General features: G+C 58.9%; 14 protein-coding genes. 2 read left to right on the forward strand and 12 right to left on the reverse strand.

What is annotated here, in order from left to right; all coding sequences use genetic code 11:
• Positions 1-47: 47 nt before the first annotated feature.
• The 11 genes from phoB to MF268_RS13365 all read right to left on the reverse strand — a co-directional run bounded on the left by phoB (position 48) and on the right by MF268_RS13365 (position 10,837).
• The gene (gene phoB / locus MF268_RS13315; RefSeq protein ID WP_238371352.1) at positions 48-737 is read right to left on the reverse strand and encodes a phosphate regulon transcriptional regulator PhoB; all 690 of its coding nucleotides are present in this window, start codon (positions 735-737) and stop codon (positions 48-50) included.
• Positions 738-749: 12 nt separating this feature from the next.
• On the reverse strand, positions 750-1,454 hold the full coding sequence (phoU, locus tag MF268_RS13320) for a phosphate signaling complex protein PhoU (protein WP_238371353.1): 705 nt from the start codon (positions 1,452-1,454) through the stop codon (positions 750-752).
• Positions 1,455-1,470: 16 nt separating this feature from the next.
• Entirely contained in the window at positions 1,471-2,268 is a 798-nt protein-coding gene (gene pstB / locus MF268_RS13325; protein ID WP_273545017.1) for a phosphate ABC transporter ATP-binding protein PstB, read from the reverse strand.
• A 14-nt stretch (positions 2,269-2,282) separates the two neighbouring features.
• Complete coding sequence (gene pstA, locus MF268_RS13330) at positions 2,283-3,641, reverse strand: phosphate ABC transporter permease PstA (RefSeq protein WP_238371354.1); 1,359 nt, start codon at positions 3,639-3,641, stop codon at positions 2,283-2,285.
• Complete coding sequence (gene pstC, locus MF268_RS13335) at positions 3,638-5,116, reverse strand: phosphate ABC transporter permease subunit PstC (RefSeq protein ID WP_238371355.1); 1,479 nt, start codon at positions 5,114-5,116, stop codon at positions 3,638-3,640. The genes pstA and pstC overlap by 4 nt, the downstream gene beginning before the upstream one ends.
• Before the next feature lie 76 nt (positions 5,117-5,192).
• A complete protein-coding gene (locus MF268_RS13340; RefSeq protein ID WP_238371356.1) occupies positions 5,193-6,233 on the reverse strand; it encodes a substrate-binding domain-containing protein in 1,041 nt (346 codons plus the stop codon).
• Positions 6,234-6,509: 276 nt separating this feature from the next.
• Positions 6,510-7,541: an ATP-binding protein gene (locus tag MF268_RS13345; protein WP_238371357.1), complete on the reverse strand. Its 1,032-nt coding sequence runs from the start codon at positions 7,539-7,541 to the stop codon at positions 6,510-6,512.
• Between the two features lie 22 nt (positions 7,542-7,563).
• Positions 7,564-8,754, reverse strand: a complete 1,191-nt coding sequence (locus MF268_RS13350; protein WP_238371358.1) for a trans-sulfuration enzyme family protein — start codon at positions 8,752-8,754, stop codon at positions 7,564-7,566.
• The gene (locus MF268_RS13355; RefSeq protein ID WP_238371359.1) at positions 8,751-9,278 is read right to left on the reverse strand and encodes a gamma carbonic anhydrase family protein; all 528 of its coding nucleotides are present in this window, start codon (positions 9,276-9,278) and stop codon (positions 8,751-8,753) included. Before MF268_RS13355 ends, MF268_RS13350 begins: the two co-directional genes overlap by 4 nt.
• Positions 9,275-9,916: a guanylate kinase gene (gmk, locus tag MF268_RS13360; protein WP_238371360.1), complete on the reverse strand. Its 642-nt coding sequence runs from the start codon at positions 9,914-9,916 to the stop codon at positions 9,275-9,277. The genes MF268_RS13355 and gmk overlap by 4 nt, the downstream gene beginning before the upstream one ends.
• Before the next feature lie 21 nt (positions 9,917-9,937).
• On the reverse strand, positions 9,938-10,837 hold the full coding sequence (locus tag MF268_RS13365; protein WP_238371361.1) for a YicC/YloC family endoribonuclease: 900 nt from the start codon (positions 10,835-10,837) through the stop codon (positions 9,938-9,940).
• Positions 10,838-10,983: 146 nt separating this feature from the next.
• Here MF268_RS13365 and MF268_RS13370 point away from each other — a divergent pair, with 146 nt between their 5' ends.
• Both MF268_RS13370 and MF268_RS13375 read left to right on the forward strand, forming a co-directional pair.
• A complete protein-coding gene (locus tag MF268_RS13370) occupies positions 10,984-11,853 on the forward strand; it encodes a PAS domain-containing protein (RefSeq protein ID WP_238371362.1) in 870 nt (289 codons plus the stop codon).
• A 109-nt stretch (positions 11,854-11,962) separates the two neighbouring features.
• The gene (locus tag MF268_RS13375) at positions 11,963-12,433 is read left to right on the forward strand and encodes a hypothetical protein (RefSeq protein WP_238371363.1); all 471 of its coding nucleotides are present in this window, start codon (positions 11,963-11,965) and stop codon (positions 12,431-12,433) included.
• 42 nt (positions 12,434-12,475) lie between these two features.
• Here MF268_RS13375 and MF268_RS13380 read toward each other — a convergent pair whose 3' ends face one another.
• Positions 12,476-13,846: a class II 3-deoxy-7-phosphoheptulonate synthase gene (locus MF268_RS13380; RefSeq protein WP_238371364.1), complete on the reverse strand. Its 1,371-nt coding sequence runs from the start codon at positions 13,844-13,846 to the stop codon at positions 12,476-12,478.
• Between the last annotated feature and the right edge of the window lie 40 nt (positions 13,847-13,886).

The following is a 13,886-nucleotide window of genomic DNA, read 5'->3' on the forward strand; positions in this document are numbered from 1 at the left end:
CCGTTTGTGGCCACGTCTTTCGTTTTATTGAACTGCCAATTGATTCTTCAGCCAAGGGCGTAACCTGCCCCGCGTACGGTGCGGACCGGGTCCGGACCGCCATGCTGGGTCAGTGATTTGCGAAGACGGCCGATGTGCACGTCGACGGTGCGGGTATCGACGTAAATGTCGCGACCCCAGACACGGTCCAGCAGTTGTTCGCGGCTCCAGACGCGGCCCGGCTTTTCCATGAAGGTAGAGAGAAGGCGAAACTCAGTTGGGCCAAGCTTGAGCGGTTTTTCCGAACGGCTGACCTTGTGGGTCTCGGCGTCGAGTACGATGTCGTCGAACTCGAGCCGCAGTCCGACGGTCGCGGGGCGAACACGGCGCAGCTGCGAGCGGACCCGCGCCATCAGCTCGATCACGGAATAGGGTTTCACCACGTAATCGTCGGCACCGGTTTCGAGCCCCCGCACGCGGTCGACCTCTTCGGAACGGGCCGAGAGCATGATGACCGGAATACCGCGGGTTTCCGGACGAATTTTGAGCCGGCGGCAGACTTCGATGCCGCTGAGCGTTGGCATCATCCAGTCCAGCACAATGATGTCGGGCATGTCCTCGTCGACAAGCAGCAGCGCCTCATCGCCACTGGCGGCCCGTATCACCCGGAACCCTTCAGCTTCGAGATTGTAGGCCAGCACTTCGCGCTGCGCAGGTTCGTCCTCGACGACCAGAACTGTGGGTTGGTTGGCAGTCATGGCTTACGGTTCCTAAATTGCGGTTTCCGACGTCGTGTCCGCCTTGGGGCGGTCTTCCTCGGGCCGTTCGCCGGAAACCAGGTAAACAACCTGCTCGGCAATGGATGTCGCATGGTCCCCCATCCGCTCGATGTTCTTGGCGATGAAGTGCAGGTGCATGCAGGGCGTGATGTTGCGCGGGTCTTCCATCATGAAGGTCAGGAATTCTCGGAACAGCGCGTTATACATCTGGTCGACTTCGCGGTCTTGCTGGATCACGTCGGCGGCCACTTCGGCGTCGCGGTGGATGTAGGCATCGAGCGCGTTCTTGAGCATCATCTCGACTTCGCGGGCCATGCGGCGCAGAGCGGCAGGGCTACCCGTCACCGACGGCATCTGCGTCAGGATACCTGTACGCTTGGCGATGTTCTTGGCGTAGTCCCCAACACGTTCGAGGTTGCCGCTGATCTTGAGCACCGAGAGAACCACCCGAAGGTCAACGGCCGTGGGGGCGCGCAGGGCGATAAGGCGTGCGGTGTCTTCGTTGATCAGTTCCTCGAGGCCGTCGATGGCCTTGTCGCCAAGGCGCACCTGCTCGGCCAGTTCCTCATCCCGGGTTTCGAGGGAGAGCGCCGAATTGCGGATGGCGGCTTCGACCATGCCACCCATTTTCATGATCCGCGCCTGAATGGCTTCGAGGTCGCGGTCGAAGGCGGAGGCGATGTGTTGGTCTTGCATGATACAGGACTCCTTTTCAGCCGATACGGCCGGTAATGTAGCTTTCCGTGCGCGGATCTTCGGGATTGGTAAAGATTTGACCCGTCTCGCCGAATTCGACGAGATTACCGAGGTGGAAAAAGGCGGTTTTCTGGCTGACGCGGGCGGCCTGCTGCATCGAGTGGGTCACGATGACTACCGAATAGTTGGTACGCAGTTCGTCGATCAGTTCCTCGACCTGGGCCGTGGCGATCGGGTCGAGCGCGGAACAGGGTTCGTCCATGAGCAGCACTTCGGGTTCGGTCGCAACGGCGCGCGCAATGCAAAGACGTTGCTGCTGACCGCCTGACAGACCGGTGCCTGGCGCGTTCAGGCGATCCTTGACCTCGTTCCAGATCGCGGCGCGACGCAGGGCGCTTTCCACGATATTGTCCAGATCCGCCTTGTTCTTGAACAGGCCGTGAATCCGCGGGCCATAAGCGACGTTGTCATAGATCGATTTCGGGAACGGGTTCGGTTTCTGGAATACCATCCCCACCTTGGCGCGAAGCTGCACCGGATCGACCTTGCGATCATAGATGTCTTCGTTGTCGAGAAGGATCGTGCCTTCGACCCGGCAGACATCGATGGTGTCGTTCATCCGGTTCAGGCAGCGCAGGAAAGTCGACTTGCCACAACCGGACGGTCCGATAAACGCCGTGACGGTCTTGTCCTCGATCTCGACATCCACATCCTTGATCGCGTGAGTGTCGCCGTAGTAGACCTGAACCCCGCTGGCCGAGATCTTAATATCCTGGGTGTTCACGTTTTTCTCCACAGAGGTCATCTGGTTCATGGTGTTTTCTCCCCTTACCAGCGGCGTTCAAAGCGGCGGCGCAGGATCACGGCCACTGTATTCATTGTAATCAGGAACAGCAGCAGGATGATGATGCCACCCCAGGCGCGTTCATAAAAGGCCGGGTCTGCGCGTTTCGCCCATTCGTAGATCTGCGCAGGCATGGCCGAGTTCGGCGACAGCAGGCCGCTTGCGACGCTGTCGGGCGCGTTCGAGGCGATAAAGCCCACCATACCGATCAGCAGCAGCGGGGCCGTTTCGCCAAGTGCCTGCGCCAGTCCGATGATGGTGCCCGTCAGGATGCCAGGTGCTGCGAGCGGCAGTACGTGGTGAAACACCGACTGCATTTTCGACGCACCAACGCCAAGCGCTGCGTCACGGATCGACGGCGGCACTGCTTTGAGCGAGGCCCGTGTCGAAATGATGATGGTCGGCAGTGTCATCAGGGTTAACACAAGTCCGCCGACAAGCGGTGCGGACATAGGCAGGTGCATGTAGTTGATGAACACGGCGAGACCGAGAATGCCGAAGACGATGGACGGAACAGCGGCGAGGTTCGAGATATTCACTTCGATGATATCGGTGATCCAGTTCTTCGGCGCAAATTCCTCGAGATAGATCGAGGCCGCGACACCGATGGGCAGCGCCAGCGCCAGCACCACCAGCATCATGAAGAGAGACCCCACCATTGCCACGCCGATCCCGGCAGATTCCGGTCTTTGGTCGGACGCATCCGCGCCGGTGATGAAGCTGAGGTTGAACGTTTTCTTGATGGACCCGCTTTCGACAAGCTGATCGACCACGTCGAGCTGTTCGACCGAGATGTTCTTGTCATTGGCGATAGAGTCGCGCGTTACGCGGCCCTTGAGATAACCGTCGACCCGGCTGCTGGCGAGAAATTCAAAGCTGACCGATGTTCCGATCAGTTCAGGGTTCTGCAGCACAAAGTCACGCAGGGTTGCGGCCGCACTCTTGGAGAGGATGTCGCCCAGTTGCTTGCCCGACAGTTCGGTCTGAACGTTGGCCGAGGCGATCTTGTCTTCCAGAGCCTGCGAGATCAGTGGTGAGTATCCGAAGGTAGAGACCTTGGAAATCTCTTCGATATCACGGTTACCGTTCTTGTCGAGCTTGTCTTCGAGGAGCTGTACATCGAGCGTGATGAAGGTTTGCTGAAACGCGCCAGCGCCGTTGCGCACGATGGTGAAAACGAGAACCAGCAGCATGAGCAGGCCGATGCCGATGGCTATCATGCCGTACATCTGAAACCGTTTCTCGGCCGCGTTACGCTTGGCGGTACGGGCGTCCTGCGTGAGCAAGGTCCCGTGTTTCGGGCGAGGTACGCCGGCCGCAGGTGAATTGGTGAGGTCAGTCATTCGTACTGCTCCCGGTATTTGCGCACGATGTAGAGTGCCAGGATATTCAGGCCGAGCGTCAGGACGAAGAGCGTCAGGCCAAGGGCGAAGGCGACGAGCGTCTCTGGACTTGCGAAATCGGTGTCACCGGTCAGCTGGCTGACGATCCGGGTCGTGATGGTCGTCATCGATTCAAGCGGGTTGAGCGAGAACTTGGCAATCGCCCCTGCCCCCATGACCACGATCATGGTCTCGCCGATGGCGCGTGAGGCGGCAAGAAGGATGGCACCGACGATCCCCGGCAGCGCGGCGGGCATGATGACCTGACGGACGGTTTCGGACTTGGTTGCGCCAAGACCGAGCGAGCCGTCGCGCATCGCTTGCGGCACCGAGTTGATGATGTCATCGGAGAGTGAGGAGACGAATGGAATGAGCATGATGCCCATGACGACACCCGCGGTCAGAACCGATGTCGCGCCACTCATCCATTCGACGCCCAGCAGGCCCTGATCGCCGCGTCCAAAGACGTTGACCAGCATGGGCCCGACGGTAAGCAATGCAAAGAGACCGTAAACGATAGTCGGGATGCCCGCGAGGATTTCAAGCAGCGGCTTGGCGATGGAGCGCACCGCATTGCTGGCATATTCCGAGAGGTAGATTGCAGCGAATAGCCCGATGGGTACGGCCACCAGTAGGGCGATGAACGAAATGTACAGCGTCCCCCAGAGGAGTGGCAGGATCGACAGGTCGCTGTCGCCCCGGAAGTTCGGAGACCACGTGCCGCCAAAGAAGAAATCCGTCCAGGGATGCAGCCGAAAGAAGTTCATCGTCTCGAACAGCATCGAAAGAACGATGCCGATTGTCGTGAGAATGGCGAGGCTGGCGGCGATGATCAGCAGACCAAGGACGCCGCGTTCGACCACGTTACGGGCGCGGAAATCCTTGTGGGTCCGGGTATAGGCAAGCGCGAGGCCGCCAATGGCGAGAAGCAGGACCACCACGGTCATTACCAGCGTACCGGTGTAGCTCTTGCTGCGGTAAGACTGGGCCGCGGCCAGTACTTCGGGCGAAACGTCGGACCCAAGGGCGACGCCGATGCTGCCAAGTGTCGCGCGGATGTCGGAAGTATCGGTTGAGAGCGCGTTGACCTCGTCATTCGTCATGGCGCCGCTACTGACGGCGAGATCAAGACCGTTGGCGACGCGGCGAACGTCGCTCATCACGAGGCTGCGGTTGGAGCCTTCGGCGATGATCTCATCCGGGATCATCTTGGATACGGAGTTTTCGATCAGCATCGGTTGCGCGAGCAGCCAGACAGCCAGAACGGCAAGCGCGGGCACCAGTGCGGTCAGCGCGACGTTATAGCCGTAATAGCCCGGCAGGGAATGAAGATTGCGTACATCTCCTCCGGCCGATTGGTAGGCCCGGGCCCGGCCGGCGATGAAGCCAAACGCGGAAAGGGCAACAATTATTAGGAAAAGCCAGAGGACAGGCATGGCAGATGCTCCGTCAGGAATGTAGTGCCGGGAGGTGAAACCGGGACGCCGAAGCGCCCCGGTTCGAAGTCAGCAATCAGGAATTGCTGCCCATGGTTTCTTCGTTTGCAACGGCTTCCTGTGTGGTTGCCAGTTCCGGGTCTGCAACGAGGCCGTACTCGGCGAGCGGGCCGTCGGGGCCTGCAACTTCGTCAGCGACGAAGAATTCGGCGTATTCCTTCAGACCCGGGATCACGCCGATGTGCGCTTTCTTCACATAGAAGAACAGCGGGCGCGAAACAGGGTATTCGCCGGTCGAGATGGTTTCCGTCGTGGGCTCGATGCCGGACATGGTTGCAACCTGAAGCTTGTCGGTGTTGTTCTCGTAGAACGCCAGACCAAAGACGCCGATGCCGTCCCTGTTGCTTTCGATACGCGCCAGTGTCTCGGTGTAGTCACCATCGATGTCGACCGACTTGCCGTCGGTGCGCAGGCTGATGCAGGCTTTTTCGGCGGCTTTCTTGTCGTCGCCATTGGCTGCCTTGATGACTTCGAAGTCACCGGATTCTTCGCAACCGGCGAGGATCACGTTGTCTTCAAAGACTTCGCGGGTGCCGTGCTTGGTGCCCGGGATAAAGGCCTGGATCGGCTGATCGGGCAGGCTCGAGTCGACTTCGGCCCAGGTGTTGTAGGGGTTGGCAACGAGTTCGCCGTCAACAACAACCTTGTCGGACAGAGCTTTGTACCACTGAACCGGGGTAAAGGCGAATACGTTGCCGTTGATGTCTGAGGCAAAGACGATGCCGTCATAGCCGATGCGGACTTCGATGATGTCGGTAACGCCAGCAGCGGCGCAGGCTTCGATTTCCGAGTCCTTGATCTTGCGCGACGCGTTCGCGATATCGATGGTGTTTTCACCGACGCCTTCGCAGAAGCGCTTGAGACCGGCCGACGAGCCACCCGATTCCACGACCGGTGTCGGGAAGTCGAAGTTTTCGCCAAAGGCTTCGGCAACGATCGAAGCGTAGGGAAGCACGGTGCTGGAACCGGCAACCTGAACCTGATCACGTGCGGCAGCTACAGTCGCCGACATCGCTACGATGGCCAGCCCGGATACGGTCATTTTTGCAAACGACATGGATTTCTCCTGGTTAGGAATGTCTGATCACCCCCATGATGATCTTGCCGTGCAGCTATCGGCTGCGCGCGATGCTTTTGTGACAGCTATGTAACAGCTATATGACAATGACGAAGTTTTCGAAAGAATTGGGGCGGAACGTCGGGTAAAGAGAGTCGCTGCCGGTCAATTTTACGCGGGCCTTCAGGCGGTTAGATCGGACGGGCGTTTCGGAACAGAAGAAACCGGCCACAGCTTGGCCAAGCGGGATTTCCGTATTTGTAACGAAAAGAAGGCTCAGAGGGGCAGAATCACCGTGAAAGTCGACCCTTTGCCCAGTTCGCTTTCGACGCGAAGACGTCCCCGGTGCCGGTTCACGATATGCTTCACGATTGCCAGCCCGAGACCGGTGCCGCCGAGCATGCGGCTGCGATGGCTGTCGGCCCGGTAGAAGCGTTCGGTCAGGCGCGGCAGATGCATCGGGTCGATGCCCGATCCCTTGTCGATGACCTGGATCCGGACGGCCGGCGCCCGCAAGGCCGGGTCACGCGACGATGTTGCGAGCGTTATCTGCACCTCTCCGCCGGAACCGCCGTATTTTACCGCATTCTCGATCAGGTTGGTAAAGACCTGCCGGAGCTGGTCGGGATCGCCCGGCACAAGGATCGCAGTATCGGGCGGTGCATAGCTGAAAGCGACATTGGCGGAATCGCCAAGCGGGCGCAGCGAGTTCAGGACCGAGGAAATCTGGGCTGACAAATCGACCTGTTCGCGAGGGCGCATGCGCTCTTCGCTTTCGACACGGCTGAGCGAAAGCAGATCGCCCACGAGGCGGTTCATGCGTCCGGCCTCGTCCTCCATGATCGCGAGGAAACGGTCACGTGCGACTGGGTCATCGCTTGCCGCGCCGCGCAAGGTTTCGATGAATCCCATCAGGGCTGTCAGCGGTGTGCGCAATTCGTGGCTGACATTGGCGACGAAATCCCGGCGCATCTGTCCGGCCTGTTCGAGATGAGTGACGTCCTGAAAGGTCAGCATCACGTTGGGCGTCTGTTCGATGTTGCGACACATCACGTCAAAACTTGTGTCCTGTGCCCCGTCGTTGGAGAGGTAGCGCACCGTTCGCGGGCGCCTGTCGCGCAGGGTGTTTTCGATGGCTTCTGCAAGGTCCGGCTGGCGCAGGATCGTCGTGAAATGTCGTCCGATGATCTGTTGGCCAAGCAGCGTCAGCGCATCGGCGTTGGCCGTGGCGATGCGTTCATTTCGATCAACGACCAATGCAGGCAGCGGGATGGCCGACATCAGGTTGGCGATGGTCGTGTCCTGCATAGTCCAGCGCCTTCCGGTCGGGCTAGATTGCGTCTGGCACGGCCTGGGCCACCGCGTCGGTAAAGATCGACAGGAGTGCCTCCGGGTCTTCTAGGCCGACAGACACGCGGAAGAACCCTTCGGAAAGGCCGAGCGCGGCCCGTTCTTCGGGCGTGAGGGCGCGGTGCGACGACGACGCGGGATGTGAGAGGGTGGTGCCGACATCGCCAAGGGTCGGCGCGAAATTGAGCTGTGCTGCCGCCCGGGTAAAGGCATTGGCCGCGGCCCTGCCACCTTTCAACTCAAAACTGACCATGTTGCAGCCCTGCACGCCGAGCAGATTCTTGGCGCGAGTCAGGTCAGGATGACCGGATTGCAGCGGATAGAGAACACGCGCGACGCCGGGCAATTCCGCAAGCTTGTCCGCCAGACGTTTCGCGGTTTCCTGCGCTCTGTCGAACCGAAGCTCAAATGTCAGAAGACCGCGTTCGGCCAGCCAGCAATCGAAGGGGCTGGGAGTCATGCCAGTGGTGATGGAAAACACGCGGAGTTTTTCGTTGAGCGCCGGATCACGGGCGACCACGTAGCCCAGCATGACGTCCGAATGACCGGCCAGCAGCTTGGTGATCGAATGGATGACGATATCGGCGCCATGGTCGAAAGGTTTAAAACCACGCGGCGTGGTAAAGGTGTTGTCGACGACGAAGAGCAGCCCTTTTTCGCGGCAGAGCTCTGCAATGCCCTTGATATCGGCGACACGCAGCGTCGGGTTCGAGACGACCTCGACCAAAATCATCCTTGTTTCGGGCCGGATCGCCGCGCGCATAAAGTCGATATCGCAGGGATCGGCCAGCGAGGTCGTAATGCCAAGGCGCGGCAGGTCCTCTTTCATCATGCGCAGGGATCGCCCGTACAACTGATTGCCGCCGACGACATGGTCGCCGGTGTTGAGCAGTCCCAGAAGCACCGCACTGACCACGCCCATGCCCGAGCCTGTCACGATTCCTCCCGAGGCACCTTCCATCGCGTCGAGCCGTTTGGCGATCACATCCGCATTGGGGTGGCCTTCGCGCGAATAAGTATAGCCGTGCACGCGTCCTTCGTACTGGTCGTCCAGCGCATCCGGGGTTTCGCTGGCGTAGACAACAGAGGGCGACAACGGGGTCACGACAGGGTGGCTGGCGCTGTCTGGCAAGCCTACGGGGCGGATCAGCGATCCTCGGAAGTTCTTCATGTGGTGATGACCCTGAGTTCGTCGCGGAAACGACGCATGTTGTCCTGGTAGTGCATGGTGCCGGCGATCATTCGCTGGCGTGCTTTTTCGTCGATTTCGCGCACGACCTTGCCCGGCGATCCCATCACCAGTGAATTGTCGGGGATCTCCTTGTTCTCGGTGATCAGCGCCCCTGCCCCGATGAGGCAGTTTTTGCCGATCCTGGCGCCATTCAGGATCGTCGCATTCATGCCAACCAGCGTATTGTCCCCGATGGTACAGCCATGCAGCATCACCTTATGACCGATCGTGCAGTTCTTGCCTATGGTGAGCGGGAAACCGGCGTCGATATGCATGACGCAGTTTTCCTGCACATTGCTGCCCTCGCCAATCAGGATGATCTCGTGGTCAGCGCGGATCGTGGTGCCGAACCAGACGGAAGAGCCCTCTTCCATCACGACTTGCCCGATCAGGTTGGCGTCTGGGGCTACCCATGTATCCGGGTGGATTTGCGGCGTGAGATCACCGAGCGCGTAAATTGTCATGCCAGTTCCTCGAATTCCGATTGAAGTTTTCGAACATGTTCCGTCAGTTCGGGCTGCTGCAACCGCCGCAGGCGGGTGGCCGCAACGATGGTCTTGATCTGCGTTTCGGTTGCATCCAGATCATCATTGACCAGAACGAAGTCATACCCGTCCCAATGGCTGATTTCGTCCCAGCTGCGTTGCATCCGGCGTGCAATCGTCGCGGCATCATCCTGACCACGCCCCTCAAGCCGCTTGCGCAGCTCGGGGATAGAAGGCGGCAGCAGGAAGATCGAGAGCGTATGCTGACCGAGCGCCGAATTGCGGATTTGCTGGGCTCCCTGCCAGTCGATGTCAAAGAGCACATCGCGACCCTGATCGATGGCGTGCTGAACCGGGCCACGAGGCGAGCCGTAAAAGTTTCCGAAGACATGGGCGTGTTCCAGCATGTCGCCACTGGACACCTGCGCCTTGAACTCGGGTTCAGTGACGAAATGGTAATCCTTGCCGTCAACTTCGCCGGGGCGCGGGGCGCGGGTCGTCGAGCTGACCGAGAATGCGATTCCGGGATCCCAGTCACGCATACGCCGGGCCAGCGTTGATTTGCCCGCCCCCGAGGGTGAGCTGAGAATGATCAAGAGGCCGCGACGGTCCGCCATGACGCAAATCTTCCTTATGATTTATTCGACGTTCTGGACTTGCTCGCGCAGCTGGTCAATCACCGCTTTCATGTCGAGACCGACGGTGGTCAGATCCACTGACTGCGACTTTGAACAGATGGTATTGACCTCGCGATTGAATTCCTGCGTCAGGAAATCGAGTTTACGCCCCACAGGTCCGCCCGCGGCAATCAGATCCCGGCTTGCTTTTATGTGCGCGCCCAGCCTGTCGATTTCTTCCGTCACATCGGCCTTGACCGCGATCAAGGCCAATTCCTGCGCAACCCTGTCGGGATCGGCCTCGCGGGCATGTTCCATGACACGCGCGAGGTTCTCGGAAAGAGCGCGGGCAACCGCTTCGCGCCTTTCCCCGGCCAGTTGCGATGCCCGGGCTGTGAGTTTTTCGATTTCGTCGAGTTGAGCCGAGAGAACCGAAACAAGCTGCGCCCCTTCGTTGCGGCGCATGTCTAGGAAACCGTCGAGCAAAGACGGAAAGTCCTGCTTGAGCTTTGCCACCAGCGGAGCCGGATCACGATCCCCTGCCCCCGTTTCCATGACACCGCGCAGGGCCAGAAGGTCACTGGCGCGGGAGGGAGCGAGCGTGACGCCACGCTCCAACGCTTCGTTTTCGAGAGTGACGAGAGCGTCCAGCACGTTGTTCATTGCGCTTTTGTTAAGGACCAGCGCGGTTTTTTCCTCGTCCCTGCCGATCCGCAGACTCAGCGTCACCGAACCGCGCGTGAGTACCTTGCCAAGCTCTGTGCGCAGGCCGGCTTCGAGCCCTTCCAGCCAGTCCGGTATCCTCAGGTTAAGGCTTAATCCCTTGGCATTGACGCTGCGCAGCTCCCACGCCCAGCTGAATGGCGCCATCTCTCCCCGTGCTGAGGAAAACCCGGTCATCGAATGCAAAGACTTGGCCATGTTCCTCCGGGCGCTATGTCAAAAGTTTCCGTGACCTAAAGCCATAGGGCCCTCTTGCACAACCCCGAAGACCGGCTCTTGAGCCCCGGGTCCAGAGCACGGTCTGTTAACCAAGCGGCAAGGAATATGTCCAAAATGTAGCATATGTGTGGCATGTTAAGGTTCTAGTAACTATTACTTCATTATTAATCGGTGTGTTGTGCTCTCAGACCTCTCAGGTGGCACCCACACCTCCGTCCCTGGAGATGAGGCCTGTGATTTCCGACCAGAATGCAAAGCGGAGCAACTCTGACAAAGTGATTAACTTCCAACGGTTTCGGAGCGTAAAAAGCGCGCCTGCCCTGCGCCAGGCCGAAGCTTATTGGACGGCGCTTCGGGACGGAAACAGCATCCCGAGACGGACGCAGATCGATCCGCGTGGCCTTGAGAACCTGCTGGAATATGCGTTTATCATCGAAAGAATCGCGCCGGGCATTGCGCGGTTCCGACTAGCCGGCCAACATTTGACACAATTGATCGGGATGGAGGTGCGCGGCATGCCCATGTCGGCACTGTTCACATCGCGTTCCCGTCCGAATGTCGGCGCCGCGCTTGAGCAGGTTTTCGATACACCGTCTATCGTCGATCTGACGCTGCACAGCGAAGATCGCTTTGGCGGGCCGACTTTTTCCGCGCAGATGATCCTTTTGCCATTGATGAGTGATTACGGCGACGTCAGCCGCGCGCTTGGCGTTATGGTCTCCGATGCCACCGACGTTTCGGATACGATCCGCTTTGACGTAACAGGCACGAATTTTCGCGCGGTTTCGCATGTTGAGCCATCGGGCATCGAGCCAGCCGCCACGTCTGTTTCAAAAGACAATTTGTCAGCGAAAAATTCAAACTCCTATGGGAACGGGTCAGAGCCCAAACCCAATCCCGGTTTCAACGAACCTGCCGAGCCGATGAAAGGCCGGATTCCCTATCTGCGTTTGGTCAAGACGGACAGCAGAACCAAACAAACACATCACAAGTGACGTGTAGCTTTACGTTACGTCAATAAAGAGTCGTCACAGCGGCGCTAGCTGTTAACCTGTCAACGATGGAGGAATTTGGAATCATCGTCGCATGTCCAAGCAAATAGCAATGCTGTGGATTCTTGCGTTGGTCGCCTTGACCAGCGTGATGGTTGGCATCTTTTACCCAAAGATCGACTACAGCGAATTCTCTCTGCTGACTGATGACCAGATAAAATTGTATCTCGAGGTGCCGCAAAACAAGTTGCGTGACCTGGAGATGGTCACTGAAGAAGGTCCGTACATCGATGTAAAAGCGCCTGTTGGATACCGGCTGAACTCGCCTTTGAATTTTGAGATCGACATTACACCGCGCGACGCTGCACCAGTGGACATGGCGACATTCCGGATCGCCTATCGGCTTGGTGACAACTGGCTGGATGTCACGCGTAAGATGCTGAAGCAGGGCGATATTGAAGGTTCGAGAGTTAGCGTGCCGGGCGCGCTTTTGCCGGTTGGCCAGCACGCGATGCGTTTCACGGTAAGTGATTCCAAGAAGCGACAGAGCGAAACGACTGTCACGTTTTCGGTTGGTGAGTGAATGAGAAAAGGCGCGAAACCAGCGTTCCGCGCCTTTGTCTGATCAGCCTACGGCTTGCTTGAGCCGGCTGTTGCGAAGATTTGTCAGCTCTTCCGCCACAAGGAATGCCAGCTCAAGCGACTGGCTTGCATTCAGGCGTGGATCGCAGGCCGTGTGATAGCGATCCTGAAGGTTTTCGTCGGTAACCGCATGGACCCCGCCGGTGCATTCGGTCACGTCCTGACCGGTCATTTCAAAATGCACCCCACCCGGAACGGTGTTTTCGCTGGCATGAACAGAAAAGAACTCTCGCACTTCGCTCAGAACGGATTCGAACGGCCGCGTCTTATAGCCGCTTGACGATTTGACCGTGTTGCCGTGCATCGGGTCGCAGACCCAGACAACATTCGCTCCGACTTCTTTCACGGTCTTGATCAGACGCGGAAGATGCTCGGAAACCTTCCCGGCACCAAAGCGGGAAATCAGCGTCAGACGGCCCGCTTCGTTGTTAGGGTTCAGCTTGGCGAGGAGCAGCTTGAGGTCTTCGCTGGTCATGCTCGGGCCGCATTTGAGACCGATGGGGTTCAACACGCCGCGCAGAAATTCCACGTGTGCGCCGTCAGGCTGACGGGTGCGGTCACCGATCCAGAGCATATGGCCCGAACCTGCAAGCCAGTTGCCAGAGGTAGAATCGAGCCGGGTCAGCGCCTCTTCGTATTCCAGCAGCAGACCTTCGTGGCTGGTGTAGAAGTCCACCGATTGCAGGGTGTGCGCCGTATCCTGATTGACGCCAGCGGCTTTCATGAAATCGAGCGTGTCGGTGATGCGGTTCGCCATCTCGCGATAGCGCTCAGCCTTGCGCCCTTCGGTAAAGCCAAGCGTCCAGGAATGGACCTGATGAACGTCGGCATAACCACCGGTCGAAAAAGCGCGCAAGAGATTCAGGGTCGCCGCAGCCTGGGTATAGGCCTGCAGCATCCGGCGCGGATCGGGAATCCGGCTCTCTGCCGTGAATGCGAGATCGTTGATGATGTCGCCGCGATAGCTTGGAAGTTCGACGCCATCCACCTGTTCAGTCGGCGCGCTGCGCGGTTTGGCGAACTGGCCTGCCATGCGGCCGAGCTTGATCACCGGCACCTTGGCTCCGTATGTCAGTACCATTGCCATCTGCAGCATGACCTTGAACGTGTCGCGGATGCCGTCCGCGCTGAATTGTTCAAAGCTTTCGGCGCAATCGCCGCCCTGCAATAGAAATGCGTTGCCTTTGGCAGCTTCGCCAAGCTGCGCCTTGAGACGGCGTGCTTCACCGGCAAAGACCAGCGGTGGATATTTAGAAAGCTGGGTCTCGGTTGCGGACAGCGCGGCCGCGTCGGTATAATCGGGCATCTGTACCCGCGGTTTCGCGCGCCAGTTCGTTTTATGCCAATCGCCCATGATCCGGGTCTCCCATCTCAATCCTTAGGCGGGCTATATA

This window comes from Heliomarina baculiformis (assembly GCF_019966545.1).
Lineage (GTDB): Bacteria > Pseudomonadota > Alphaproteobacteria > Rhodobacterales > Rhodobacteraceae > Heliomarina > Heliomarina baculiformis.

Bases quoted from the DNA above. Each gene is read 5' to 3' on its own strand.
- gmk (WP_238371360.1), bottom strand. From the start codon at position 9,916: ATGGCGGACCGTCGCGGCCTCTTGATCATTCTCAGCTCACCCTCGGGG.
- MF268_RS13375 (WP_238371363.1), top strand. From the start codon at position 11,963: ATGCTGTGGATTCTTGCGTTGGTCGCCTTGACCAGCGTGATGGTTGGC.
- MF268_RS13355 (WP_238371359.1), bottom strand. From the start codon at position 9,278: ATGACAATTTACGCGCTCGGTGATCTCACGCCGCAAATCCACCCGGAT.
- pstC (WP_238371355.1), bottom strand. From the start codon at position 5,116: ATGCCTGTCCTCTGGCTTTTCCTAATAATTGTTGCCCTTTCCGCGTTT.
- pstB (WP_273545017.1), bottom strand. From the start codon at position 2,268: ATGAACCAGATGACCTCTGTGGAGAAAAACGTGAACACCCAGGATATT.
- MF268_RS13365 (WP_238371361.1), bottom strand. From the start codon at position 10,837: ATGGCCAAGTCTTTGCATTCGATGACCGGGTTTTCCTCAGCACGGGGA.
- MF268_RS13340 (WP_238371356.1), bottom strand. From the start codon at position 6,233: ATGTCGTTTGCAAAAATGACCGTATCCGGGCTGGCCATCGTAGCGATG.
- MF268_RS13380 (WP_238371364.1), bottom strand. From the start codon at position 13,846: ATGGGCGATTGGCATAAAACGAACTGGCGCGCGAAACCGCGGGTACAG.
- phoU (WP_238371353.1), bottom strand. From the start codon at position 1,454: ATGCAAGACCAACACATCGCCTCCGCCTTCGACCGCGACCTCGAAGCC.
- phoB (WP_238371352.1), bottom strand. From the start codon at position 737: ATGACTGCCAACCAACCCACAGTTCTGGTCGTCGAGGACGAACCTGCG.
- MF268_RS13350 (WP_238371358.1), bottom strand. From the start codon at position 8,754: ATGAAGAACTTCCGAGGATCGCTGATCCGCCCCGTAGGCTTGCCAGAC.
- pstA (WP_238371354.1), bottom strand. From the start codon at position 3,641: ATGACTGACCTCACCAATTCACCTGCGGCCGGCGTACCTCGCCCGAAA.
- MF268_RS13345 (WP_238371357.1), bottom strand. From the start codon at position 7,541: ATGCAGGACACGACCATCGCCAACCTGATGTCGGCCATCCCGCTGCCT.